The sequence below is a fragment of the Aeromonas veronii genome, from assembly GCF_040215105.1.
GTDB classification, from domain to species: domain Bacteria; phylum Pseudomonadota; class Gammaproteobacteria; order Enterobacterales; family Aeromonadaceae; genus Aeromonas; species Aeromonas veronii_G.
In genome coordinates this window covers 4,235,513-4,260,000 of the sequence record NZ_CP157875.1, presented here as the reverse complement: position 1 = coordinate 4,260,000, position 24,488 = coordinate 4,235,513, and the positions used below count along the sequence as shown (strand labels likewise).

20 protein-coding genes, 1 tRNA gene, 2 rRNA genes and 1 pseudogene (1 of these 24 cut by a window edge) are annotated in these 24,488 nt (G+C 63.5%); 16 read left to right on the top strand and 8 right to left on the bottom strand.

Features of this window, described 5'->3' with window-relative positions; translation table 11 throughout:
* The 3 genes from ABNP46_RS19700 to ABNP46_RS19690 form a co-directional block, all read left to right on the top strand.
* Positions 1 to 2,566: ribosomal RNA gene (locus tag ABNP46_RS19700) — 23S ribosomal RNA — on the top strand; it begins 323 nt to the left of the window's first position.
* A gap of 119 nt (positions 2,567 to 2,685) precedes the next feature.
* A 5S ribosomal RNA gene (rrf, locus tag ABNP46_RS19695) occupies positions 2,686 to 2,800 on the top strand.
* A gap of 95 nt (positions 2,801 to 2,895) precedes the next feature.
* Positions 2,896 to 2,972, top strand: a tRNA-Asp gene (locus tag ABNP46_RS19690).
* Positions 2,973 to 3,122: 150 nt separating this feature from the next.
* Here ABNP46_RS19690 and ABNP46_RS19685 read toward each other — a convergent pair.
* Complete coding sequence (locus ABNP46_RS19685; protein ID WP_349920079.1) at positions 3,123 to 3,455, bottom strand: cupin domain-containing protein; 333 nt, start codon at positions 3,453 to 3,455, stop codon at positions 3,123 to 3,125.
* A gap of 213 nt (positions 3,456 to 3,668) precedes the next feature.
* Here ABNP46_RS19685 and ABNP46_RS19680 point away from each other — a divergent pair, with 213 nt between their 5' ends.
* The 4 genes from ABNP46_RS19680 (at position 3,669) to dhaM (ending at position 7,675) form a co-directional block, all read left to right on the top strand.
* Complete coding sequence (locus ABNP46_RS19680) at positions 3,669 to 5,027, top strand: NCS2 family permease (protein ID WP_349920078.1); 1,359 nt, start codon at positions 3,669 to 3,671, stop codon at positions 5,025 to 5,027.
* A 223-nt stretch (positions 5,028 to 5,250) separates the two neighbouring features.
* On the top strand, positions 5,251 to 6,321 hold the full coding sequence (gene dhaK, locus ABNP46_RS19675; RefSeq protein WP_349920077.1) for a dihydroxyacetone kinase subunit DhaK: 1,071 nt from the start codon (positions 5,251 to 5,253) through the stop codon (positions 6,319 to 6,321).
* A gap of 9 nt (positions 6,322 to 6,330) precedes the next feature.
* Complete coding sequence (gene dhaL, locus ABNP46_RS19670) at positions 6,331 to 6,960, top strand: dihydroxyacetone kinase subunit DhaL (protein ID WP_349920076.1); 630 nt, start codon at positions 6,331 to 6,333, stop codon at positions 6,958 to 6,960.
* Position 6,961: 1 nt separating this feature from the next.
* Positions 6,962 to 7,675, top strand: coding sequence for a dihydroxyacetone kinase phosphoryl donor subunit DhaM (dhaM, locus tag ABNP46_RS19665; protein ID WP_349920075.1), 714 nt, complete (start codon positions 6,962 to 6,964; stop codon positions 7,673 to 7,675).
* 67 nt (positions 7,676 to 7,742) lie between these two features.
* On the opposite strand, the gene dhaR is transcribed toward dhaM, so the two are convergent.
* Both dhaR and ABNP46_RS19655 read right to left on the bottom strand, forming a co-directional pair.
* Positions 7,743 to 9,659 (bottom strand): dihydroxyacetone kinase operon transcriptional regulator DhaR, encoded by a 1,917-nt coding sequence (gene dhaR, locus ABNP46_RS19660; RefSeq protein ID WP_349920074.1) that lies wholly within the window; start codon positions 9,657 to 9,659, stop codon positions 7,743 to 7,745.
* 52 nt (positions 9,660 to 9,711) lie between these two features.
* A complete protein-coding gene (locus tag ABNP46_RS19655; protein ID WP_349920073.1) occupies positions 9,712 to 10,593 on the bottom strand; it encodes a LysR substrate-binding domain-containing protein in 882 nt (293 codons plus the stop codon).
* A 116-nt stretch (positions 10,594 to 10,709) separates the two neighbouring features.
* Here ABNP46_RS19655 and ABNP46_RS19650 point away from each other — a divergent pair, with 116 nt between their 5' ends.
* The 4 genes from ABNP46_RS19650 (at position 10,710) to ABNP46_RS19635 (ending at position 15,030) form a co-directional block, all read left to right on the top strand.
* Positions 10,710 to 11,768, top strand: coding sequence for an agmatine deiminase family protein (locus ABNP46_RS19650; RefSeq protein ID WP_349920072.1), 1,059 nt, complete (start codon positions 10,710 to 10,712; stop codon positions 11,766 to 11,768).
* Positions 11,769 to 11,897: 129 nt separating this feature from the next.
* Entirely contained in the window at positions 11,898 to 12,797 is a 900-nt protein-coding gene (gene aguB, locus ABNP46_RS19645; protein ID WP_349920071.1) for an N-carbamoylputrescine amidase, read from the top strand.
* Positions 12,794 to 13,891: an extracellular solute-binding protein gene (locus ABNP46_RS19640; RefSeq protein WP_349920070.1), complete on the top strand. Its 1,098-nt coding sequence runs from the start codon at positions 12,794 to 12,796 to the stop codon at positions 13,889 to 13,891. The genes aguB and ABNP46_RS19640 overlap by 4 nt, the downstream gene beginning before the upstream one ends.
* A gap of 17 nt (positions 13,892 to 13,908) precedes the next feature.
* Positions 13,909 to 15,030 (top strand): agmatine deiminase family protein, encoded by a 1,122-nt coding sequence (locus ABNP46_RS19635; RefSeq protein ID WP_349920069.1) that lies wholly within the window; start codon positions 13,909 to 13,911, stop codon positions 15,028 to 15,030.
* 91 nt (positions 15,031 to 15,121) lie between these two features.
* On the opposite strand, the gene ABNP46_RS19630 is transcribed toward ABNP46_RS19635, so the two are convergent.
* From ABNP46_RS19630 to ABNP46_RS19620, 3 genes are all read right to left on the bottom strand, one after another.
* The gene (locus ABNP46_RS19630; RefSeq protein ID WP_349920067.1) at positions 15,122 to 15,826 is read right to left on the bottom strand and encodes an SDR family oxidoreductase; all 705 of its coding nucleotides are present in this window, start codon (positions 15,824 to 15,826) and stop codon (positions 15,122 to 15,124) included.
* A 205-nt stretch (positions 15,827 to 16,031) separates the two neighbouring features.
* The gene (gene ydiK / locus ABNP46_RS19625; protein WP_349922592.1) at positions 16,032 to 17,150 is read right to left on the bottom strand and encodes an AI-2E family transporter YdiK; all 1,119 of its coding nucleotides are present in this window, start codon (positions 17,148 to 17,150) and stop codon (positions 16,032 to 16,034) included.
* Positions 17,151 to 17,160: 10 nt separating this feature from the next.
* On the bottom strand, positions 17,161 to 18,537 hold the full coding sequence (locus ABNP46_RS19620; RefSeq protein ID WP_349920066.1) for a bifunctional NUDIX hydrolase/phosphatase PAP2 family protein: 1,377 nt from the start codon (positions 18,535 to 18,537) through the stop codon (positions 17,161 to 17,163).
* 193 nt (positions 18,538 to 18,730) lie between these two features.
* Here ABNP46_RS19620 and ABNP46_RS19615 point away from each other — a divergent pair, with 193 nt between their 5' ends.
* Positions 18,731 to 19,108, top strand: coding sequence for a hypothetical protein (locus ABNP46_RS19615; protein ID WP_349920064.1), 378 nt, complete (start codon positions 18,731 to 18,733; stop codon positions 19,106 to 19,108).
* A 330-nt stretch (positions 19,109 to 19,438) separates the two neighbouring features.
* On the opposite strand, the pseudogene ABNP46_RS19610 reads toward ABNP46_RS19615, so the two are convergent.
* Positions 19,439 to 20,569: pseudogene (locus ABNP46_RS19610) on the bottom strand (hypothetical protein); the annotation flags it as partial.
* On the opposite strand from ABNP46_RS19610, the gene ABNP46_RS19605 reads away from it, so the two are divergent.
* Positions 20,559 to 20,795, top strand: coding sequence for a hypothetical protein (locus tag ABNP46_RS19605; RefSeq protein ID WP_349920063.1), 237 nt, complete (start codon positions 20,559 to 20,561; stop codon positions 20,793 to 20,795). The pseudogene ABNP46_RS19610 and the gene ABNP46_RS19605 overlap by 11 nt on opposite strands.
* Positions 20,792 to 21,115, top strand: coding sequence for a YnjH family protein (locus ABNP46_RS19600; RefSeq protein WP_349920061.1), 324 nt, complete (start codon positions 20,792 to 20,794; stop codon positions 21,113 to 21,115). Before ABNP46_RS19605 ends, ABNP46_RS19600 begins: the two co-directional genes overlap by 4 nt.
* Positions 21,116 to 21,407: 292 nt before the next feature.
* Here ABNP46_RS19600 and ABNP46_RS19595 read toward each other — a convergent pair whose 3' ends face one another.
* Positions 21,408 to 22,853 carry a catalase gene (locus tag ABNP46_RS19595; RefSeq protein WP_349920060.1) on the bottom strand — a complete coding sequence of 482 codons (1,446 nt, stop codon included), beginning with the start codon at positions 22,851 to 22,853 and terminating at the stop codon, positions 21,408 to 21,410.
* 159 nt (positions 22,854 to 23,012) lie between these two features.
* Here ABNP46_RS19595 and ABNP46_RS19590 point away from each other — a divergent pair, with 159 nt between their 5' ends.
* Together ABNP46_RS19590 and ABNP46_RS19585 are read left to right on the top strand one after the other, a co-directional pair.
* Positions 23,013 to 23,504 (top strand): GNAT family N-acetyltransferase, encoded by a 492-nt coding sequence (locus ABNP46_RS19590; protein WP_349920059.1) that lies wholly within the window; start codon positions 23,013 to 23,015, stop codon positions 23,502 to 23,504.
* A 30-nt stretch (positions 23,505 to 23,534) separates the two neighbouring features.
* Positions 23,535 to 24,410 carry an AraC family transcriptional regulator gene (locus tag ABNP46_RS19585; protein WP_349920057.1) on the top strand — a complete coding sequence of 292 codons (876 nt, stop codon included), beginning with the start codon at positions 23,535 to 23,537 and terminating at the stop codon, positions 24,408 to 24,410.
* Positions 24,411 to 24,488: the final 78 nt, after the last annotated feature.

Here is a 24,488-nt window from a genome sequence, read left to right as displayed (position 1 = left end):
TGATAGCCCCGTACACGAAAACAACCTTGATGTGAAATCGAGTAGGGCGGGACACGTGACATCCTGTCTGAACATGGGGGGACCATCCTCCAAGGCTAAATACTCCTGACTGACCGATAGTGAACCAGTACCGTGAGGGAAAGGCGAAAAGAACCCCTGTGAGGGGAGTGAAATAGAACCTGAAACCGTGTACGTACAAGCAGTGGGAGCCCTTCGGGGTGACTGCGTACCTTTTGTATAATGGGTCAGCGACTTACATTTTGTAGCGAGGTTAACCGTATAGGGGAGCCGTAGGGAAACCGAGTCTTAACTGGGCGTCTAGTTGCAAGGTGTAGACCCGAAACCGGGTGATCTAGCCATGGGCAGGTTGAAGGTTGAGTAACATCAACTGGAGGACCGAACCCACTAACGTTGCAAAGTTAGGGGATGACCTGTGGCTGGGGGTGAAAGGCCAATCAAACTCGGAGATAGCTGGTTCTCCCCGAAAGCTATTTAGGTAGCGCCTCGGACGAATACTACTGGGGGTAGAGCACTGTTTGGGCTAGGGGGTCATCCCGACTTACCAACCCCATGCAAACTCCGAATACCAGTAAGTAATATCCGGGAGACACACGGCGGGTGCTAACGTCCGTCGTGAAGAGGGAAACAACCCAGACCGCCGGCTAAGGTCCCAAAGTTCTGGTTAAGTGGGAAACGATGTGGGAAGGCTCAGACAGCTAGGATGTTGGCTTAGAAGCAGCCATCATTTAAAGAAAGCGTAATAGCTCACTAGTCGAGTCGGCCTGCGCGGAAGATGTAACGGGGCTCAAACCAGGCACCGAAGCCGCGGATTCACGCTAAGCGTGAGTGGTAGGGGAGCGTTCTGTAAGTCTGCGAAGGTGTATCGAGAGGTATGCTGGAGATATCAGAAGTGCGAATGCTGACGTAAGTAACGATAAAGGGGGTGAAAAGCCTCCTCGCCGGAAGACCAAGGGTTCCTGTCCAACGTTAATCGGGGCAGGGTGAGTCGACCCCTAAGGTGAGGCCGAAAGGCGTAATCGATGGGAAGCAGGTTAATATTCCTGCACGACTTGTAATTGCGATGGGGGGACGGAGAAGGCTAGGTGGGCCAGGCGACGGTTGTCCTGGTGAAAGTGCGTAGGTGGTGTTTCTAGGCAAATCCGGAGACACAACACTGAGACACGAGACGAACGCACTACGGTGCGGAAGCCATTGATGCCCTGCTTCCAGGAAAAGCCTCTAAGCTTCAGATTACAAGTCATCGTACCCCAAACCGACACAGGTGGTCGGGTAGAGAATACCAAGGCGCTTGAGAGAACTCGGGTGAAGGAACTAGGCAAAATAGAACCGTAACTTCGGGAGAAGGTTCGCTCTTGATGGTGAAGTCCCTTGCGGATGGAGCTGTCGGGAGTCGCAGTGACCAGATGGCTGGGACTGTTTATCAAAAACACAGCACTCTGCAAACACGAAAGTGGACGTATAGGGTGTGACACCTGCCCGGTGCCGGAAGGTTAATTGATGGGGTTAGCGCAAGCGAAGCTCTTGATCGAAGCCCCGGTAAACGGCGGCCGTAACTATAACGGTCCTAAGGTAGCGAAATTCCTTGTCGGGTAAGTTCCGACCTGCACGAATGGTGTAACCATGGCCATGCTGTCTCCACCCGAGACTCAGTGAAATCGAATTCGCCGTGAAGATGCGGTGTACCCGCGGCTAGACGGAAAGACCCCGTGAACCTTTACTACAGCTTGGCACTGAACATTGAACCTACATGTGTAGGATAGGTGGGAGGCTTTGAAGCGATGACGCCAGTTGTCGTGGAGCCGTCCTTGAAATACCACCCTTGTATGTTTGATGTTCTAACGCAGGGCCCTGAATCGGGCTCGCGGACAGTGCCTGGTGGGTAGTTTGACTGGGGCGGTCTCCTCCCAAAGAGTAACGGAGGAGCACGAAGGTTGGCTAATCCTGGTCGGACATCAGGAGGTTAGTGCAATGGCATAAGCCAGCTTAACTGCGAGACGGACAGGTCGAGCAGGTACGAAAGTAGGTCATAGTGATCCGGTGGTTCTGAATGGAAGGGCCATCGCTCAACGGATAAAAGGTACTCCGGGGATAACAGGCTGATACCGCCCAAGAGTTCATATCGACGGCGGTGTTTGGCACCTCGATGTCGGCTCATCACATCCTGGGGCTGAAGTCGGTCCCAAGGGTATGGCTGTTCGCCATTTAAAGTGGTACGCGAGCTGGGTTCAGAACGTCGTGAGACAGTTCGGTCCCTATCTGCCGTGGGCGTTGGATGATTGAAGGGAGTTGCTCCTAGTACGAGAGGACCGGAGTGAACGAACCTCTGGTGTTCGGGTTGTCACGCCAGTGGCACTGCCCGGTAGCTAAGTTCGGAATCGATAACCGCTGAAAGCATCTAAGCGGGAAGCGAGCCCTGAGATGAGTCATCCCTGACCCCTTGAGGGTCCTAAAGGGCCGTTGGAGACCACAACGTTGATAGGTGGGGTGTGTAAGCGCGGCGACGTGTTGAGCTAACCCATACTAATTACCCGTGAGGCTTAACCATACAACACCCAAGAAGTGTTCTGGGCCTTGTAGCAAGTGCATGAACTACTCAAATTCAGTGATAGCGACGAGCCAAGAGCGACATCGTTATTCACGTCAGCTTTCTAGATTAAGAATTTGCCTGGCGGCCATAGCGCCGTGGAACCACCTGATCCCATGCCGAACTCAGAAGTGAAACGCGGTAGCGCCGATGGTAGTGTGGCATTCGCCATGCGAGAGTAGGACACTGCCAGGCACCCAATTAAACAGTTGTGCACACATTGCATGATTGGCTGCGAGGATGACGCCTCAGATAAGCGGCAAAAGATTTAGCGAAAGCTAACCGAATGCGGAGCGGTAGTTCAGTCGGTTAGAATACCGGCCTGTCACGCCGGGGGTCGCGGGTTCGAGTCCCGTCCGCTCCGCCACTACTTAAGAAGCCCAGTCTAACGACTGGGCTTTTTTTCGTTTCTGCGTTTCTGATTTCTTGTTCACCCGGGCGAGCCTCACTTCCTGCCTGGCAAACCTCCATGTCTTGCACATCTCACTGCAGAGGGCTGATTTCACCCCAGGAGCGCTTAGTAGAACACGCAGAGCCAGATGGTGTGTATATCTGGATGGGTCCACTCCACCCTGTGTTTCTGGCGGGCGGGGATGTTGATGTGGTCCCCCGGTCCCAGCAGGACCTGTTGCTGCTCCTGGGTCTGGGGATCCACAAACAGCAGGCTGGCTTCTCCCTGCACGATCAATACCCATTCATGTTCATCCTGATCGTACCACTCCCCGGGAGGGGTCTGATGGCCATGGGAGACGATACGCTCGATCCGCAGGTGGTTGGTGCTGACCAGATCCTGGAAGAACTCGGTGGGCAGGGGGGAGGGGATGTCGTTCAACAGATTGCGCGTGTGCATGCTCATCTCCGGTCAGATACAGAATGTCATTGCAGTATAGAAGCCTCTCCCCCGGCGGAGTCGCCTGTCCCAGATTGGAAATGAGTCACAAGTGAGGCTTTTTATCATGACTTTGTGGAAAAGTTCGGAGAAGTCGCTGCAATCCTGACAAATTCTTGCTATTTTGCGCAGCCATAAAAGCAAACGATTTCCTTCACACTTTCAGGATGAGTTATGGCAACGCAAGATATCGCCGCCCAAGCAGGGAAAGGCGGCTTTTTGGATTCCTATTTTTCCATCTCCGAGCGCGGCAGCAGCGTACGCCAGGAGTTGTTGGCCGGGTTGACCACCTTCCTGGCCATGGTCTACAGCATCATCGTCGTGCCGAACATGCTGGGTGTCGCAGGCTTTGAGCAGGGGCCCGTGTTCGTGGCGACCTGCCTGATCGCCGCCTTCGGCTCCCTGCTGATGGGGCTTTGGGCCAAGCTGCCCATGGCCATCGGTTGTGCCATCTCCCTCACCGCCTTTACCGCCTTCAGCCTGGTGCTGGGACAGGGGCTGAGCATTCCGGTGGCGCTGGGTGCCATCTTCCTGATGGGGGTGCTGTTCACCCTGATCAGCGTCACCGGCGTGCGCCAGTGGATCCTGGACAACCTGCCCTCCGGCATCGCCCACGGTACCGGCATCGGTATCGGCCTGTTCCTGCTGCTGATCGCCACCAACGGCGTCGGCATGGTGATCAAGAACGAAGGGGCCGGCCTGCCGGTCCAGCTCGGTGAGGTCACCTCCTTCCCGGTCATCATGACGGTGCTGGGGCTGGCGGCCATCTTCGGTCTTGAGCGTCGCAAGGTGCCGGGCGGCATCCTGATGGTGATCATCGCCATCTCCGCCCTGGGTCTTGCCTTCGATCCCAAGGTGACCTGGCAGGGCTTCTTCGCCATGCCGAGCCTGACTGGTGAGAAGGGGTCGCTCGTGGGCAGCATGGATCTGCTGGGCGCTCTCAACCCCGTGGTGATCCCGACCGTGCTGGCGCTGGTCATGACCGCCGTGTTCGATGCGACCGGCACCATCCGTGCCGTGGCGGGTCAGGCCGGCCTCATCAACGAGCGTGGCCATATCATCAGCGGTGGCAAGGCCCTGACCGCCGACTCCGTCAGCAGCATGGTGGCGGGCGCCGTGGGCGGGGCTCCGGCCGCCGTCTACATCGAATCAGCCGCAGGCACCGCCGCCGGTGGCAAGACAGGCCTGACCGCGACCCTGGTGGGCGTGCTCTTCCTGCTGATGATCTTCCTCTCCCCCCTGAGCTATCTGGTGCCGGCCTACGCCACCGCACCCGCGCTCATGTATGTCGGCCTGCTGATGCTGGGCAACGTCACCAAGCTGGATTTCAAGGATTCGGTGGATGCGCTCTCCGGCATGCTGTGCGCTGTCTTCATCGTGCTCACCTGCAACATTGTCACCGGTATCATGCTGGGCTTCGTGGCCCTGGTGGTCGGTCGACTGTTCGCTGCCGAGTGGAAGAAGCTCAACGTCGGTACTGTCATCATCGCCGTGGCACTGGTGGTGTTCTACGCCGGTGGCTGGGCCATCTAAGCCAAACCGATGTCGAGAAGGGCTCCCACGGGAGCCCTTTTTCGTCTCTGTGAGGGGCCTAACAGTTTTCCGCTCCTTGGCTATCCATCGTTTCAAATTGAAACGCCGATACCCCCATCCCGGTTCCAAATCCTGACCATCTGGCCCGTCATTTTTATCCCGTTTTCGCCCGTTAGACTGGTTCCATCAATCATCCGCCCCTGGGCGAGTCGAGGAGTGAGCCATGAAGAAGCTGATCAATGCCGTCGATGCCGTGGTCCGTGAACAACTGATGGGGATGGCCGCTGCCCACCCCGAACTGAAGGTGCGTATCGAGCCCCATTACATCACCCGTGCCGATGCGCCGGTGAAGGGAAAGGTGGCGCTGGTATCCGGTGGCGGCAGCGGTCACGAACCCATGCACGGCGGCCTGGTGGGGATGGGCATGCTGGATGGTGCCTGCCCCGGCGAGATCTTCACCTCGCCGACACCGGATCAGATGTATGAGTGCGGCCAGGCGGTGGACGGTGGCGCCGGTGTCCTGTTTCTGGTGAAGAACTACACCGGCGATGTGCTCAACTTCGAGACGGCCATGGAGCTGCTGCACGGCGACGGAGTCAGGGTCGGTTTTGCCCTCATCGATGACGACGTGGCGGTCAAGGACAGCCTCTACACCGCCGGTCGCCGCGGGGTGGCAGCGACAGTGCTGTGCGAGAAACTGGTGGGGGCCGCCGCCGAGGCGGGCTATGACCTGGATCGCTGCGAGGCGCTGGCGCGGCGCATCAACAACCAGAGCCGCACCATAGGGGTGGCCACCCACGCCTGCACCGTTCCCGCGGCGGGCAAGCCCTCCTTCACCCTGGCGGACAACGAGCTGGAGTTCGGCGTCGGCATTCACGGTGAGCCCGGCATTGCGCGGCGCCCCTTCACGACCCTGGACAACCTGGTGGATGAGATGTTCAGGGAGTTGACCGACAACAGCCCCTATGGCCGAACCCTGCGCCACTGGGACAGAGAGGCTGGCCGCTGGCAGGAGGAGCACGTCTTCATTGAACCCCTCCAGGAAGGGGACAGGGTGATCGCCCTGGTCAACAGCCTGGGAGGCACCCCCCTCTCCGAGCTCTACGGGGTCTATGGGCAGCTCGCCAGCCTGTGCGAGGAGGCCGGTATCCACCTGGTCAGAAATCTCGTCGGCCCTTATTGCACCGCCCTCGACATGAGCGGGATCTCCATCACCCTGCTCAAGGTGGATGACGAGCTGATGACCCTGTGGGATGCTCCCGTCCATACCCCGGCGTTGCGCCGTGGCTGCTGAGGAAGAATCATGTTAAGCAAACATCAGATAGTGAACTGGCTGCTCGACTGCGAGCACATCTTCACCGAACAGCGCGACTATCTCACCGCGCTGGATACCGACATCGGCGACGGGGATCACGGCCTCAACATGCAGCGGGGTTTTGCCAAGGTGGCGGAGAAGCTGCCTGCGGTGGCAGACAAGGACATCGGTCAGGTGCTGAAGACCACCGGCATGACCTTGCTCTCCTCGGTGGGCGGGGCCAGCGGCCCCCTCTACGGCACCTTCTTCATTCGTGCGGCCGCCAGCGCCGATGCCTGCCAGAGCCTGAACCTGGATCAGCTGACCCGGATGCTGGCGGACGGGGTGGAGGGTATCGTCTCCCGTGGCCGTGCCGAGCCCGGCGACAAGACCATGTGTGACGCCTGGTGGCCGGCCCTGGCCGCCCTGCAGCGGGCGCAGCAGCAAGGCCTGCCACTGGTCGAGGCGCTGGATGGGGCCGTGGCTGCCGCGGCGGCGGGCACCGAGGCCAGCATCCAGATGCAGGCCCGCAAGGGGCGCGCCAGCTACCTGGGGGAACGCAGCATAGGCCATCAGGATGCGGGAGCTACCTCGACCCTGTTGCTGTTGACCGCCCTGCGCGACCGGGCGAGGCTCTGACATGATAGGCATAGTCGTCGTCTCTCACAGCGCCACCCTGGCCGCCGGCATCGGCGAGCTGGCCGCCCAGCTGGGCAGCCCGGCCCCCCTGCTGCTGGCGGCCGGTGTGGATGATCCCGAGCACCCCATCGGCACAGATGCCATCGCCGTGATGAGCGCCATAGAGCAGGCGGACGATGGCAGCGGTGTGCTGGTATTGATGGATCTCGGTTCCGCCCTGCTGAGCGCAGAGACAGCTCTGGAGCTGCTGCCCCCCGAGCTGAGTGCTCGGGTGCGGCTCTGCCCGGCCCCTCTGGTGGAGGGGACCCTGGCCGCCGTGGTGGCGGCCGGCGCGGGTCTGGGGCTCGATGAGGTGGCCGCCGAGGCCATGGCGGGTCTGCAGGCCAAGGTCGCCATGCTGGGGCAGGGGCTGGCACCGGTAGTTGCTGTGCCTGAGCCCTCTTCTGCGGCGACCCTCTGCTGGCGCCATCGGGTGTGCAATCCCCACGGCCTGCACGTGCGCCCCGCCGCCAAACTGGTGGCGGCCCTCAAGCCGTTCGATGCCGAGCTCACCCTCTACAAGGGGGAGAAGGGGATCAACCCCCGCAGCCTGACCCGGCTCGCCATGCTGGATGTGCGCTGCGGGGACGAGATCGAGCTGAGGGCCAGCGGCCCCGAGGCGGAGCAGGCGATCCAGGCCTTCAAAGCCGTGGCCGAGGGGCGCTTCGGGGAATAGTCCGGCAGGCATATGGCAGCATAGAAGAGAGGGGCCCAGGCCACTCTCTTTCGTTTTTATCTGCCATTTATTGCTGCACGAGTGGATCTATCTGCCAAAGCTTCATTTTTCGCCATAATGTGGTGCGACTGATCCCCAGTTGCCGGGCCATCAGGCCGATCTGGCCCTGACAGGCCAGGGCGCTGCGCCGGATCGCCTGGCACTCCAGCTCGGCCAGGCTGAGCAGGGGTTGCCCCACCACCTCGTCTGCCAGCAATCGATGACCATGACGAATGGCGACGGGCAGGGCCTCCGGGGGGATGGGGGCGTCGCCGCCATGCAGCAGGGCGTGTTCGACGGCACTGCGCAGCTCCCCCAGGTTGCCGGGCCAGGGGTAGGCCAGCAGGCAGTCCAGGGCCGCCGGGCTGAAGCGGCGATGGGGCGCTCGCCCCCGGGCGTTCAACTGCTGGCCAATGAGGGCGGGCAGGTCGGCCCCGCGCTCGCGCAGGCTGGGCACCCAGAGTTCGCAGGCCTGCAGCGCATAGAGCAGCTGGCGGCCGAACTGTCCCTCCTGCACCCTCTGCTCCAGCGAAGCACTACTGGTGGCGATGATCCGCACCCTCAAGGGCAGAACCCGGGCCGAGTCGAAGCGCTGGATTCGGCCCGTCTTGAGCAGTTGCAGCAGGGCCGCCTGCATGGGCGGCGCCAGATACTCTATCTGCTCGAGCACCAGGGTGCCGCCATGGGCCAGTTCGAACTTGCCGGCCCGCTCCTGTCCCGCCTCATCGGAACCCATCAGCTCCAGCGCCATCCGCTCCGCTGGCAGGGCCTGGCAGTTGAACAGGATGAGCGGGCCGTCGGCGCGCTCGCCGGCAAAGTGAATGGCCTCGGCGATCTGCCCCTTGCCCACCGCCTCCTCGCCGCGCAGCAGCATGGGCCCCGCACTCTGGGCCGCCTGTCTGGCATGGCGCAGCAGCGTGCGCATGGGGCCGGACTCCCCCACCAGGGTGGAGAGTTCGGGCACCGACTGGCGCAGCTGATGGATGGCCCTCAACCGATCGGCGGGGTGGATCAGGGCGATGAAGCCGACCCCGTCCGGCCCCGGCAAGGGCTTGAGGCTCATCAGGGCGTTGATGAACTCCCCGTCCTGCTCGCCGATCCGCTCCAGGGTCAGCTCCACGTGGCTAAGGGGGGTCTGCCCCTCGATGGCGAGCCGCAGCCGCTGGGGCAACAACAGGTGCTGGGTCAGCGGCTGGCCGAGGCTGCGTTCGGGATCGAGACGCAGTTGCCGCGCCGCCAGGGCGTTGAGGTAGCGCAACCGTCCCTGGGGATCCCAGGCCAGCACGCCGTCATCCATGCCATCGAGTAGGGCATACAGTTCGCTCAGGTGATGCTGGGATTCCTGCATCAGGGTCTCCGCCCGCAGCAGGTTGGCCAGCTCGCGCCCGGCGCTGACGGTGAGGGCTAGATCGCCGGCCGTGGCGGCTTCCAGCTTGCACGCCAGGGCGACGATGGCGACCTGGCGGCCATGGCTGTTGTAGACCGGGCTGGCGCAGCAGTGCCAGGGGTGGAGGGTGCGGTTGAAATGCTGGATGCCGCTGACGGTGAGGGGCGTGCCCGTCAGGGCCGCCAGGTTGACGGCATTGGTGCCGATGCGCCCCTCGCTGAAGAAGGCGCCGGGGCCAAAACCGAGGGCCTCCAGCTCTGCCAGGGTTTCGCCGTGGCCGGTGCGGGCCAGCAGGCAGCCGCTCTCGTCGGTCAGCAGCAGGGCGCAGGGGCGCCCCTCCATGTATTCGTAGAGATCCTCGAGCGCCATCTCCCCCGTGGTGAGCAAGTCCCGCTTGCGCTGGCGCAGGCTGTGCAGGGTCTGGCCCCTGGCGCTGTGGGGCGGGTGCCAGAGCTCCCGGCTGGTCTGGTGGGCGCAGCGCAGCCAGGAGGCCTGCAGGTCGTCGGGCCAGGACGGGTGTGGCTGGATGGATGGCTGGATCACGGCGAATTCCGGCATGGGGCTAATCCACCATTTAACCACGGCGGGTTGGCCGATTCAGTGACCCCCCTCAGAGGTTCGCCTCCTCACCCCCCTCGGCAAACTGCCGCTCCAGCCAGTGGCAGAAGGTGCGGCACTGGTGGCCGCCATCGCTCTCCTGATGGACCAGCAGGCTCCAGCTCGGGCCGGGGACCCTGTGGCTGGAGAGGGGTTGCAGCAGTCCCTGCTGGCGGGCCGTGCGGGAGAGTCGCTCGCTCACCAGCGCCACCCCCAGGCCTGCCTGGGCGGCATCCAGCAGCAGACCGGGATCGGAGAAGTTGAGCCCCTGGGTGAGCAGCTGCAGATCCTCGCCCCCTTTGAGGGTCCAGTGGTGCCAGTCCATCTCCCGTTCCCCGTGCAGGGTGGTGCGCTCCTGCGCCGGTTGTGCCAGCACCGCCGGGCTCGCCACCGGCAGCAGCCGATCCGCCAACAGCGGCTGATGGCGGCACTCCACCTGGGGTGCCAGGCCCCAGCGCAGCGCTATGTCTATGGTCTGCTCGGCCATGTTCGGGGTGTCGTCGCCGGTGAACAGCCAGAGATCGATGCCGGGATGCTGGCGGTGGAAATCGGCCAGCCGGGGCAGCAGCCAGTGGCGGGCGATGGCGGTGCTGGTGTTGAGCACCAGCTGGTTCGGCTTACGGTACTGCTCAAGCCGCTGGATCCCCACCGCCAGTTGCAGCAGTACCTTCTGGGTGGTTTCCAGCAGATCCTGGCCCGCGTCGGTCAGGGCTACGGAGCGACCCTGCCGATAAAACAGGGGCTGGCCGATCAGCTCCTCCAGGGAGCGGATCTGCTGGCTGATGGCAGACTGGGTCAGGTGCAGCTCCTGCGCCGCCTGATGAAAACTGCCGAGCCTGGCCGCCGCCTCGAAGCCCCGCAGCACGTTGAGGGGAGGCCAGTGTTTGAACATCATTGATTAGCTCCACTTATCACTTTTACCGAAAATCGATCGTTTGTTACCCACCTCTCGGGAGAATAGTCTATTCCCATCGTCAACAACCTTAATAGTACCTAATCAGAGAGGCTGAGATGCGCGAGCAGGGAATGATGGCAGCAGGCTGGTTTATGCCCGGCGAATGGTGCCGGCACGCGGCGACCTGGATGGTCTGGCCGCACAACAAGGCGCTGTGGGAAAACGGCTGGGGGGTGACCCTGGCTCAGGTGCAGCAAGACTTCGCCCGGGTGGTCAACGCCATCGCCCGCTTCGAACCGGTGAACCTGGTGGTGGATCCCGCCGCACAGGCCGAGGCTCGCGCCCTGTGCGGCGAGGGGGTGCGCTTCATTCCCCTGCCGGTGGATGACAGCTGGTGCCGGGACTCTGGCCCCACCTTCATCTGCCACCCCGAGCTCGGCACCGCTGGGGTCAGCTGGCGCTTCAACGCCTGGGGGGGCAAGTCGGCCCACGGTCTGGACGAGGGGCTGGCGCGGCGTGTCCTCAACAGCCTGGAGCTGGATTGCATCGGCAGCTTCCTCGCCAACGAGGGGGGCGCCATCCACGTGGACGGCGAGGGCACCCTGATCACCACGGAATCCGTGCTGCTCAACAGCAACCGCAACCCCGGCATGAACAAGCGGGAGATCGAAGGGATCTTCAGCCGCCTGCTCGGCATCGAGAAGACCATCTGGCTACCGGGGGATCCGGATCACGTCACCGGCGACATGACGGACGGTCACGTGGACGGGGTCTGCGCCTTCAGCCGCCCCGGCCACCTGCTGGTGGATGCGACCCTGGATGCGAACTCCATCTATGGCCGGGTCGTGCGGGAGAACCGCCGCGCCCTGGCCCTGGCCACCGATGCCAGGGGGCGATCCTTCGAGTGCCTCGAGCTGTTCGAGGCGAGCGAGGCGGTGGACGCCGAGGCCGAGGTGTTCTGCGCCTCCTACACCAACTTCTACATCGCCAACGGCGCCATCATCATGCCTGCCTACGGCGTGGCAGCAGACGAGGCGGCGGGCGAGGTGCTGAGGCTCGCCTTCCCGGACAGGCAGCTGGTGCCGGTGCGCATCAACCAGCTGGCCCACGGCGGTGGCGGCATTCACTGCATCACCCAGCAGCAGCCGGCCTGGCCGTTGCAAGGTCAAGGATAGGGACGCGCCTCGCCGGGTGAACCCGGCGAGGCTCCATGACGGGATCAGGGAGGAGAGATTCATGAACAAGGTCGTCGCAACCATGCAGTTTGTCTATCAGCAGGAGTGCATGTCAGGGAGGGTATACGGATGAGCAAGATAGTCGTCGCCACCACGCAATTCGCCTGCAGCTGGGAGCTGGAGCACAATCTGGACATGGCGGAGAGCCTGGTACGGGAAGCCGCCGCCAAGGGGGCCAACCTGGTGCTGTTGCAGGAGCTGTTCGCCACCCCTTACTTCTGCATCGAGCAATACCACGGTCATCTGGCGCTGGCGGAACCGTTCGAGCAGAGCCGGGTGCTGCGCCGCTTCTCGGCCCTGGCGCGGGAGCTGGGGGTGGTGTTGCCCATCAGCTGGTTCGAGCGCGCGGGCAACGCCTACTTCAACTCCCTGGCGATGGCGGATGAGGATGGCCGGCTGCTCGGGGTCTATCGCAAGACCCATATCCCGAACGCCATCGGCTATCAGGAGAAGGAGTACTTCAGCCCGGGGGACACAGGGTTTCGGGTCTGGGACACGGCCGCCGGCCGCATCGGGGTCGGCATCTGCTGGGATCAGTGGTTCCCGGAGGCGGCCCGTGCCATGGCGCTGCAGGGGGCCGAGCTGCTGCTCTATCCCACCGCCATCGGCTCCGAGCCGGGTGCGGCCGCGCTCGATTCGCGGGATCACTGGCAGCTGACTCAGCGCGGTCACGCCGCCGCCAACATCATGCCGGTGATCGCCGCCAACCGCATCGGACGCGAGGTGGCGACCCGGGATCCCGAACTTCAGATGCGCTTCTATGGCTCCTCCTTCATCACGGATCACAAGGGGGCCCTGCTGGCCGAGGCGGACAGGGACAGCCAGGGGGTGCTAGTGCAGGCGCTGGATCTGGCCGCCATGGCGGAGGAGCGGCTTTGTTGGGGCATCTATCGGGATCGCCGCCCCGAGATGTATGGCGCCTTGCTGAGTCTGGACGGACGCAGCCATCGGGGAGGGCGTCCATCATGAGCGCTTTGACCAAGATAGCCATGGGGCTGGCCCTGCTGCTGAACGTAGGGGTTCAGGCCGAGGAGGCGCAGGAGGAGAAGGTGCTGCGCCTCTACAACTGGTCCGATTATTTCGCCCCCGATACCCTGAGCGCCTTCACCAGGGAGACAGGGATCCGGGTCATCTACGACGTGATGGACAGCAGCGAGACCCTGGAGGCCAAGCTGATGGCGGGTCGCAGCGGGTATGACCTCATCTTCCCCGGCGATACGGTGGCAGAGCGGCTGATGCGGGCGGGCAGTCTGCAGCCCCTCGACAAGGGCAAGTTGCAGCACCTTGAGGACATAGACCCCGAGCTGGTGCGCTTGCAGCAGGCCTATCCCCATGCGAAGGAGGCCGTGGTGCCCTACACCTGGGGCACCATAGGGCTCACCTACAATGCGGATGCGATCAAGCAGCGGATGCCGGATGCCCCGGTGAACAGCCTAGACATGCTGTTCAAGCCCGAGCTGGCGGCAAAATTTGCAGATTGCGGCATCTCGGTCGTGGACTCCCCGGACGAGGTGCTGGCTGTGGTGCTGCACTACCTTGGGCGGGATCCCCGCAGCGGCAAGGCGGCGGATCTGGAGGCGGCCCTGGCCCTGCTCAAAGGGTTTAAGCCCTATATCCGCAAGTTCCAGTCCCAGCCGGTGACCCAGCTGGTGAACGGGGATCTCTGCCTCTCTCTGGGTTACAGCGGCGACATGACCCAGGCCAGGCGCGCGGCCGCCGAGTCAGGCAAGGGGGCCGACTTCGAATACAGATTGCCGAAGGAGGGGAGCACCATCTGGATGGACACCATGGCGATCCCGACGGATGCCCCCCATCCTGAATATGCCTATGCCTTTATCAACTTCGTGATGCGTCCTGCCAACATGGCGGCCATCACCAACAGCACCGGCTATCCGACCGCCAGTGCCAAGGCCAAGCCCATGGTGGATGCCACCATGACGGCCAACCCGGATATCTACCTGGACGAGGCCAGCTACCAGCGGCTCATTCCGGGCCAGGATATCGCTCAATCCCAGATGCGTGCCCGCATGCGAGCCTGGACTCGCTTCAAGAGCAGCCTCTGAACCTTAGGAGTAGAAAGATGTTTTCCCGACGCCATGTATTGAAACAGCTGGTCGCCCTCGGCGCCATCGCCGGGTTTGGCAGCCTGCCCGGCGCCCGCTCGGCCTTCGCCGCCGGCGAGAGCAGTGTCGCCGGTCGCTACCACATGCCGGAAGAGTCCTCCCCCCAGGCTCAGGTCTGGGTGGCTTTTGGCGCCAACAGCGAGATCTGGGGTCGCAACTACAAGGACGTGCAGGCCACCATAGGCCGCTTGGTGAAAGCCATGGCCCCCTACACCCGGGTCAACGTGCTCTGTCACGAGGAAGAAGAGGATCTGGCGCGCCAGCTGTGCGGCGAGCGCAACACCCACTTCATCCACGCCGTGATGGATGACATCTGGCTGCGGGATACCGGCGGCGTCTTCGTGCAGGATGAGCAGGGGGAGCTCGGGCTGGTGGACTTCAACTTCAACGGTTGGGGAGACAAGCAGGAGCACAGCTATGACGCCAGGATAGCCTCCCTGGTGAGCCGTCAGGCGGACGCTTATTACCAGCAGAGCGATCTCATCGGCGAGGGGGGCGGCATAGAGGTGGACGGCAACGGCACCGCCATCATGACCGAGAGCAGCTGGATCAACAGCAACCGCAATCCGGGCCTTACCAAGGCTCAGGTGGAGGCGGAGCTCAAGGCCAACCTGGGGCTGCGCAAGATCATCTGGCTGCCGGGGATCAAGGGCCGTGACATCACGGACGCCCACGTAGACTTCTACGCCCGCTTCGTGCGCCCCGGGGTGGTGGTGATCAACATGGACAATGATCCCGACTCCTACGACTACAAGGTGACCCGCCAGCACCTGGCCATCTTGCAGCAGGCGGCGGACGCCGATGGCAACAAGCTGGAGCTGCATCAGCTGCCACCCCCGCTCGGTGGGCGAGACAATAAATTCAGCCGCAGCCCGGACTTTGCCGCCGGTTACATCAACTACCTGCCCATCAACGGCGCCGTCATCACCCCCCAGTTCGGGGATGCCAAGGCCGACCGTTACTGCCGGGATCTGCTGGCCCGTCTCTATCCGGGTCGCAAGATAGTGCAGATCGATATAGATCCTGTGGCCGCCGGTGGCGGTGGCATCCACTGCATCACCCTGCATCAGCCTGCCTGATATCCTGCTCTGGCTGTTTATGCCGGAATGAAATACTAAAGGGGCGCCTCGGTGCCCCTTGTCATTGCTGTCGTAAGATGGCGCACCTGGGTCAGATCCCCGTCATGCCGATCTCGTCGAGCTGGACGTGGGCGGGTTGGCGCAGGGTGTAGAGCACGGCCTCGGCCAGATCTTCCACCTGTAACCAGCCGGGCTTGCGCTCACTGGCGCAGGTCGGGGGCGGCACCTGTACCAGGCCGGGGCAGAGGGTATGCACCCTGATGCCCTGATGTTGCACCTCTTCCCGCAGCGCCTTGGCGAAGCCCAGCACCGCAAACTTGGCAGCGCAGTAGACGTTGGCCCTAGCGTAACCGTGCTTGGCGGCCTGGGAGGCGATGTTGATGATGGTGCCGTGGCGGCGGGCCAGCATGTCCGGCAGGCAGGCCTGGGTCAGCAGGAAGGTCCCCTTGGCGCAGGTGTTCATCACCCTGTCCCACTCCGATTCCGGCAGATCCTGCACCAGATGGTCGCTGCCGACCCCGCTGTTGTTGATCAGCAGATCGATGGGGCCGAGCAGGGCGCTGGCCTGGGCGTGCTGGGCACGCACCTGGGGGCCGTCGCACACATCCAGCACCAGGGGCAGCACTCTCACCCCGTATTTCGCGCTCAGGCGAGCGGCCTCTTGCTCCAGCAATGACTGGCGACGGGACGCCAGGACAAGTTCCACCCCCTCACGGGCCAGGGCCTCGGCGATGGCCAGTCCGATACCGCTCGCGCCGCCGGTGATCAGGGCGCGTGTTGCTCTCAGTTCGTTCATCTTGTGTTCCTCCGAAGTGTTGGAGGCATTGTGGCGATATGGGCGCCGGGGAGGTAGGGGAGGGAGGTTGGCGATTCGAACCCTGGTTCGGATTTGTCGCAAGGGATTCGAACTTTGGTTCTAGGCTAATGTTGAGACTATCCAGGGGTCAGAGCCTACACCTTGATCTTGAAAACAAAACGCCGCCCGAGGGCGGCGTGTCACATCATGGCAGCGCCTTCTCCTGGGGTGGCGCTACCACCTTGCCCTGGGGTTGTGCCGGCTGGTCGCTGGCGGGATGTTCATCCTCCTTGATCCAGGCATCCAGCAGGGTGTAACCCACCGCCAGCACCACGGGGCCGATGAAGAGGCCGATGATCCCCATGGCCAGCAGGCCGCCGATGACCCCGACCAGGATCAGGATGAGGGGCAGGTCGGCACCCCGCTTGATGAGGAAGGGGCGCAGGAAGTTGTCCATGGTGCCCGCCAGCACGGACCAGACCAGCAGGAAGGTGCCCCAGGTGGTGTCACCGCTCCAGTAGAGGTAGCCGACGCTGGCCAGCAGCACGGGGAAGGGGCCGATCTGGGCCACGATCAGCAGGAACATCAGCACCACCAGGATCATGGTGTAGGGGATGCCGGCGATGAGCAGGCCAAAGCCCGCCACCGAGGATTGCACCAGGGCGGTGACCACGACCCCCATGGCGACGGCCCGGATGGCCTGTGAAGCGAGCACTGTGGCGTTGTCGCCGCGCTGCCCCGCCAGCCGGTGGGCGAAACGGCGGATGCCGTCGGCGGCCTTCTCGCCGGAGTGGTAGAGCAGGCCGCAGATGGCCACGGTCAGCATGAAGTGGACGAACAGCAGGCCGAGGTTGCCCGCCTGAGCCGCCAGCCAGCGGGCGGTCTGACCGAAGTAGGGGGCCAGCTTGGCAAACAGTACCTGGCCGCCGCTCGCCAGGATTTGCTGCCAGAACTCATACAGCTTGTCACCGACCACCGGCACCTGTTGCAGCCAGAGCAGCTCGGGGGGCGGCGAGTGGCTGAGCTCGGTGCCGAGCTCTATCAGCATGGGTGCCTTCTCCGCCACGTTGGCCAGGGTCATGAACAGCGGAATGACGAACATCAGCAGCAGTATGCTGCTCATCAGCAGCGCGGCAAGGGCCCGTTTGCCCCACAACAGGCGCTGGGCCATCTGCATCAGCGGCCAGGTGGCGATGGTGATCATGGTGGCCCACACCAGGGCGGGCAGGAAGGGGCGCAGCACCATGAAACACGAGACGATGAGCAGGCTGAGGAACAGCACACCCAGGGTGATCTTGGCCAAATCCACTTTTTTCATAGCTATCGCATTCCCTTTAATGAGGGGTTGGGCCCCGGGATCGGGAGCCGGGGTTGATGAAACGCAGTGACCACCAGAGGCCGGCACTGAGCCAGAGCCCCAGGCAACCCAGCAGCACACCCTGCCCCGCCAATATCAGCAGGGAACTGCTGGTAAGCAGGGGCAGGACGAGCAGCAGGCCGCCGATACCCAGGCTGCCGGTCAGCGCCAGCAAGGGACCGCCGAGGGGCGGGACTGGGTGTCGTTCGAGTGGGAACAGATTACCCGATACCAGCCCCAGGGTGAACATGGTGAGCCCGGCCAGGGCGCTGGACTGGGTGAACCAGGCCCCGATCAGGCTGGCGAGGAGGAGGGCCCACCAGGGGGCCTGCCGGTCCGCCAGGGCGCAGAGCGGGGTACGCAGGGCCAGCAGCAGGGCACCGAGCCCCAGCCCCGCCACCACGTCCGAGATGAAATGCACCCCGAGCCAGACCCGGGCCAGCCCGGCCAGGGCCGCCAACAGCAGCGCCAGACTGAGGCTCTGCCAGGCCCTGAGCCCGGGCAGCCAGCCGAGCACCATGCCCCAGCAGAGCAGGGCGGAGGCGGTGTGGCCGCTCGGCATGCCAAAGCCCTGGGCACTGCGCTGGCCGAGGGCAGGATCCAGGTGGAAGGGTCTGGGCCAGCCCACTCCCTCCTTGGCGAGCTGCACCAGCAGGGTGAGCAACCCCATGGCAAACAGCAGTCTCCGGAGTCTCTGCCAGCCCAGCAGGGGGAGCAGCAACAGGGCGAGAGCGAGTTGCGCCGGGGCGCTGCCGAGCAGGTTGCCAGCCTCCAGCCACTGGGCGTTGGGCCCGAGCCAGCGCTGCAGACGCTGGATCAGGGGCAGCTCGGTTCTGTGCAATGGACTGGTGTGCGCGCTGAAATCCGTTTGCCAGGCGACCGGGCTCTCGGGTACCTCCCCGAGCCTGGGGGCCAGCCAGTCGAGCTGCGCAGGGAAGCGCCGCTGGTCATCTGGCAGCAAGGCCGGTTCTATCAGCCTAGCGTTGAGAATTTCACCGCCGAGGTTCGGGGCTTGCAACAGGGAGACAAAGCCCGAACCTCGCTGGGCCTGGATGGGGGCCAGTGTCTGGCAGGCGAACAGCTGGGCCCGCTGCCAGCGTCCCAGCTCGGCGGTGATGCGCCCCGGCAACCCTGTCTCCTCGTAGAGCTCCCGCAGGGCCGCCTGCGCCGGGGTCTCCCCCTCGTCGATGTAGCCGCCGCTCAGGCTGTAGCGGCCGGAGATCCTGTCTTGCACCAGCAGCAGTTGTTGCTGGTGGCGGATCACGCAGGCGGCCGCGCTGGGAGGCGCTTGCCCGGCCTGGACGGCGAGCAGGGGCGACAGCAGCAGAAACAGGAAAAAACAGGCGCGGATCATGGCGGGTCCGTGGGGCTGGGGAATAGGGCAAGGGTCACAGAAATCAGCGACTTGGGCAATGTTTACCGACGCATCCCTGTCGCAACTGACGCAGCGCAGGGCCAATCTGGGCCGCAAGGATTGCCGTTGGCAGAGGCAGTCCCTAGTATTGGCGGCTATTGTTCCTTTCACTCAACTCATCTTGGGGCTTTCCATGAGACAGTTTGGCTTTTTCCTCGGGGTCGCCATCGGCGTCATCTTGATACTGTTCGGCAGCATCGTCATCTTCCAGGCGTTGCCCGCCGCGCTGGACGTACTGGAGATGCCAAGCCGCATCCCCTTCGTGCGCGAGGTGTACACCTGGCTGATGACCAGTGCCAACGGCCTCACCAACCAGCTGGAACAGAACTTCCTGGAAGCGTTCCAGACGGTGCTCAAGCTGATACTGCTCATCACCTTCATGTGGGTCTGCGTCAAGCTGGTCAACATGGGGGTCTTGATCATCCGGGCCGGGGTCGATCTTATCCGCACCGCCATCGAACACAGCGAAGACAAGGTTGCCAAGTCGGACGAGCAGGATCGTCACCTCTAAGGTTCACTGCCTCATCGCGGATAAACAACAGGGCACCCCGGGGTGCCCTGTTTGCATGGTGGAATATATCGCCATGGATTAGTTGAGTAGCTTTTCAAGCTCCGCTTCTGCATCCGCCCTGGCCTGGTTGCCCTGCTCGGCAGCCTGGCTCTCCAGCTTGTCGGCTTCCGCCTTCACCGCCCCGGCGGCGGCGCTCGTTGTTTGTTTGGCGCTGTCGGTGGCCGCCTTGCTGGCCTGTTGCTGGACGGTGGCTGCCGCGCCGCTCGCCTGCTTGGCCCCGTTGGTCACGGCCTGGGTAGCCTGTTGCTGGACGGTGGCTGCTGCACCGCTCGCCTGTTTGGCTCCCTTGCTCACGGCCTGAATGGCTTGCTGCTGCAAGGTGGCGGCATCGCTCACCGCCTTGGCGGCCTGCTGCTGAGTGCTGGTGGCGCCGCTGACGGCCTGCTTGGCGCCGTCGGTGGCCGCCTTGGCGGCCTGCTGCTGAGTGCTGGTGGCGCCGCTGACGGCCTGCTTGGCGCCGTCGGTGGCCGCCTTGGCGGCCTGCTGCTGAGTGCTGGTCGCGCCGCTGACGGCCTGTTTGGCGCCGTCGGTGACAGTCTTGGTGGCCTGCTGCTGAACGCTGGTGGTCGCGCCGCTGACGGCCGGCTTGGCGTTGTCGGTGGCCGCCTTGGTGGCCTGCTGCTGAACGCCGATGGTCGCGCTGCTGACCGCCTGCTTGGCACCGTCGGTGACCGCCTTGGTGGCCTGCTGCTGAACGCCGGTGGTCGCGTCGCCGACCGCCCGTTTGGCGGAATCCGTCACCGCCTGGTTGGCCTGTTGCAGGGTGCCGGTGAGGCTCTTGTTCACCTGCTGGGTCGCCGCGCCGGTGGCGCCGTCGACCGCCTGCCTGGCGGAGCCGGAAATGGCCTGGGTCGCACTCTGCTGCATGGCGCCCACCATGTTGCCTAGCAATGAGCCGCCGGATCCCGTCATGGCCTTGCCGACCCCGCCGAGGGCGGTGGCGGCAGGGCTGGCGCTCTGCCAATCCTGCATGGTGCTGGGCCAGGTGGGGGTGGCCCCATTCGTGTTCTCACCGAATACCTGGGTCGCCCCGTCCCCTTTTTGCAGCATGACGGCGAGCTGGTTGGTGTCGGCGTTCCACACCATGCCTGCCTGCTTGGCGATATCCGGCACGGGGGCATAGCGGGAGACCACGTAGAACAGCGGCCCCTCCTGTTGCAGCTCATTGGCGGTCTTGAGCAACTGCATGGTGGTGTCGTAGTTGGGGCCCAGCATGGCGGTCATCCGATCCTTGATGATCGGCTGCTCGAACAGATTCGCCTCGTTCGGGTCGAAACCGACAAGGGGCTTGAGTAGGGCCCACATCAGTTGACTGGTGGGGCTCATCAGCAGGAGGGGGGCAACGCAGGCTGACAACATCAGGCTCAGGCAGGCAGCCTTGAGCAACGGCATGATACGCATTGACAACATATCCAATAATTATTTGATTAATAAGGTAATATTCTGTGCATTCCCGACAGTATCACCTGAACTGGTTCGCCTGCTCGATGGATGGAGCCAGCGGGCGCTGGCAGGCTACCATATTGCCCCCGGAATGCCAGATGGGCCGTCACTTTTTGGTCAAGTAGACGACGGCGATGGTCGCCTTTATGGATCGGGTTCTTTCGTCACAGGTCGCTTGTCATGATTAAATTCGTACTCCCGCTGTTTGCCCTTGCCGGGATCGCCGGTGCCCTGGCGGATCCGGTCAAGGTGCAGACCCCAGCTCGCCATTCGGTGGGCGCGGATCTGGTGCTGCCCCTTGGCTCCCTGCCGGAACGGGTCTGCTGGTATCAGGATCAAAAGTTCTCCCCGGGGGCCCGCATCCAGCTGGGGGATATCTGGCTGGAGTGCGCCCCGCAGGATCCGCAGGAGAGCAACGGCCCGTTGGCCTGGCGTGAGCCTCAGTTGTATCAGAGCGCCCCGCAGAGGGCCCCCAATCGGCAGACGATCGTCGTGGGTCAGTGAGCGTTTTCTTGATCCAGCTACAGACACGGGCGTGATCTCTATCGCATAATGCGGCACTTTCTTCTCTCGACTGGGATCTAAGCAAATGGCTCGTCGCTCCTCCAATATGCAACGTCGTCGCAGTAGCTGGTGGTATAAACGCCTGTTGGTACGGGAACGGGCAGAGCGCGAAGCGCGTTCCGTTCGGGATTGATGATTAAATAGATGCGGGGCCTCAGGGCCCCGTATCTACCTGTTTCCAGGAACAGAAAAGGAGGCCGTTTGGCCTCCTTTTTTATTGCCTGTCAGATGGTTAGCGCTGCAGTGCGGCCAGTGCCAGCTCGATGCGCCTGGCGTATTCAGGATCCGCCTGCTCGAAGTGCTTCAACTGGGCGCTGACGATGGCGTCATCTTCCACGTTGACCAAGGATCGCGCCAGGTTGGCGGCGAGGCGTGCACGCTGTGCCTCATCCATCAGGCGGAACAGATCCCCCGGCTGGCTGTAGTAGTCGCTGTCATAGTCGCGAAAATCGTAGTGCAGGGCCGCCCCTTCCAGGCTCAGGGCCGGTTCGTGCTGGCCGCTCGGGGTCTGGGTGCCAAAACGGTTCGGCTGATAGTTGGGGCTGGCGCCGCCGTTGCTGTCTGCTCGCATGGCGCCGTCGCGGTGGGCACCACTGAACGGGCAGCGCGGGGCGTTGACCGGCAGCAGGCCGTGGTTCACCCCGAGGCGGTAGCGCTGGGTGTCGCCGTAGGAGAAGAGCCGCCCCTGCAACATGCGATCCGGCGAGAAGCCGATGCCGGGCACCACGTTGGCCGGGGTGAAGGCGGCCTGCTCCACGTGGGCGAAGTAGTTGTCCGGGTTCTTGTTGAGTTCCAGCACCCCGAGCGGGATCAGCGGGTAGTCCTTGTGGGGCCACACCTTGGTGAGATCGAAGGGGTGGATCGCGTAGGTGTGGGCCTCGGCCTCCGGCATCACCTGCACATAGACCTTCCAGCGCGGGAAGTCGCCCCGCTCTATGGCGTTGAACAGATCCGCCTGGCTGGTTTCCCTGTCCTGACCGACGGCGGTGGCGGCCTCTTCATCGGTGTAGAAACTGTGGTCCTGCTCGGTCTTGAAGTGGAACTTGACCCAGAAGCGCTCGTTGGCGTCGTTGATGAAGCTGAAGGTGTGGCTGCCGTAGCCGTTCATCTCCCGCAGGCTCTTGGGGATGCCGCGGTCGCTGAAGAGGATGGTGACCTGGTGCAGTGACTCCGGGTGGCGGGACCAGAAGTCCCAGGCGGCGGTGGCGCTGCGCAGGTTGGTGCGGGGATCCCGCTTCTGGGTGTGGATGAAGTCCGGGAATTTCAGCGGATCGCGGATGAAGAAGACCGGAGTGTTGTTGCCCACCAGATCCCAGTTGCCCTGCTCGGTGTAGAACTTGAGGGCGAAGCCGCGCACGTCGCGCTCGGCATCGGCGGCCCCCTTCTCACCGGCCACGGTGGAGAAGCGCAGGAACACCGGGGTCTGCTTGCCGACGGCGTTGAACAGGTCGGCCTTGCTGAACGCGCTGATGTCGTGGGTCACGGTGAAGGTGCCGTAGGCGCCCGAGCCCTTGGCGTGGACTACTCGCTCCGGGATGCGCTCACGATCGAAGTGGGCGAGCTTCTCCATCAACCAGATGTCTTGCATCAGCACCGGGCCACGGGGGCCGGCGGTGAGGCTGTTGTTGTTGTCGACGACGGGGGCGCCATTGGCGCTGTGCAGGGTCTTGTCGGTCATGATGCGGCTCCTTGTGTTGATGGAGGCACTCTACCCAAGGGGCGAAAGCGGGGCCAATCGGCCATGCCTAAGTGTTTGATAGATGAACCAAATGGAGTTGGCGGTGGACGCAAAGGGCGCTATGTTGGACGGATATTCACAGCGCAGGGAGGAGAGAAGATGGTTGAGATCAGGATCCGTCAGACGGAGGTCGGCGATGCCGAGGGGCTGCGGGATCTCTATGCCATGCCCAAAGCCCAGGCGGGCACCTTGCAGCTGCCCTATCCGACCCTGGCCATGTGGCAGCAGCGGCTGGCGGAGCGTAGCGGCTACGGCCTGGTGGCCATGGTCGACGATCTGCTGGTGGGGGATCTCAGGCTCTCTGTCGAGCCGAACCCGCGGCGCCGCCATGTGGCCTCTTTTGGCATGGGGGTGCGGGATGACTGGGCTGGCCGCGGGGTGGGCTCGGCCCTGCTGGGGGCGGCGGTGGATCTGGCGGACAACTGGCTCAACCTGCAGCGCCTGGAGCTGACCGTTTTCAGTGACAACGCCCCCGCCATCGCCCTCTATCGCAAGCATGGCTTCGTGGAGGAGGGGCGATCCCCCGCCTACGCCTATCGCGAGGGGCGCTTCGTCGATGCCCTGCACATGGGGCGGGTGCGCCTGCCGTGAGACTGTGACTGCCATGAGAGTGAACTTGTCATGATCGATTACCATGCCCGTTTGCGGCCCGCCATCCGGGCGCTGGAGCAGGATCCCGAGCTGAGCCTGAACGAGGTGGCGGCGCTGGCCTGCCTCTCCTGCTACCACTTCCACCGGGTCTTCACCGCCGTGACCGGCGAGTCCCCGGGCGAGATGCAGCGTCGGCTGCGCCTTGAGCGGGCCTGCGCCGCCCTGCGCTACGGCAAGGCGCCGGTCACCAGTGTGGCGCTGGCGGCGGGTTTCTCCAGCTCCCAGGCCTTTGCCAAGGCGTTTCGCAAGCAGTTCGCCATGACCCCGGGGGAGGTGCGCCGCCACCCGGAGCGGCTGCCAAACAGCAAGGCTGGACACCTTGTTGGCAAGGATGGACACGCCCTTCCCGAGGGGCGCGGGCATGATGGGGGTCAGTCAAACGAGAGGAGTTTCAGGATGAAAACCGAACAGATGAGTGCCCGTACCCTGGCCTACATTCGTGTCACCGGCCCTTATGGCGAGGGCTATGACCCGGTCTGCCAGCGCCTCTACCAGTGGGCGGCGGCGCGTGGCCTGGCGGGGGGGGAGTGGATCTTCATCTACCACGACAACCCGGAGGTGACGGCCCCCGCCCTGTGCCGTACCGACATCGGGGTGACGGTGCCGGCGGGCACGGCGGTCTCGGGGGAGGTGGAGTCCCAGCTCATCCCCGCCGGTCGCTATGCCCAGTCCCGCTACGAGATCACGGACAGAAACCAGTACGGACCCCTGTGGCAGGAACATATCGGCGACATCGTGGCGGCCGGGCTGGCCTTCGGCGACGGCCCCTGTTTCGAGCTCTATCACAGCGTGAGCCAGGATCCGCTGCGAGACGACGTGAGCTTCTGCTCCAGTGTCAAAGCCTGATGGTCAGAGACTCTGCTTTTTAGCCATCAGTCAGTCGATATGAGAAGTAAATAAAGAAGGAGCCAGTGATGGCTCCTT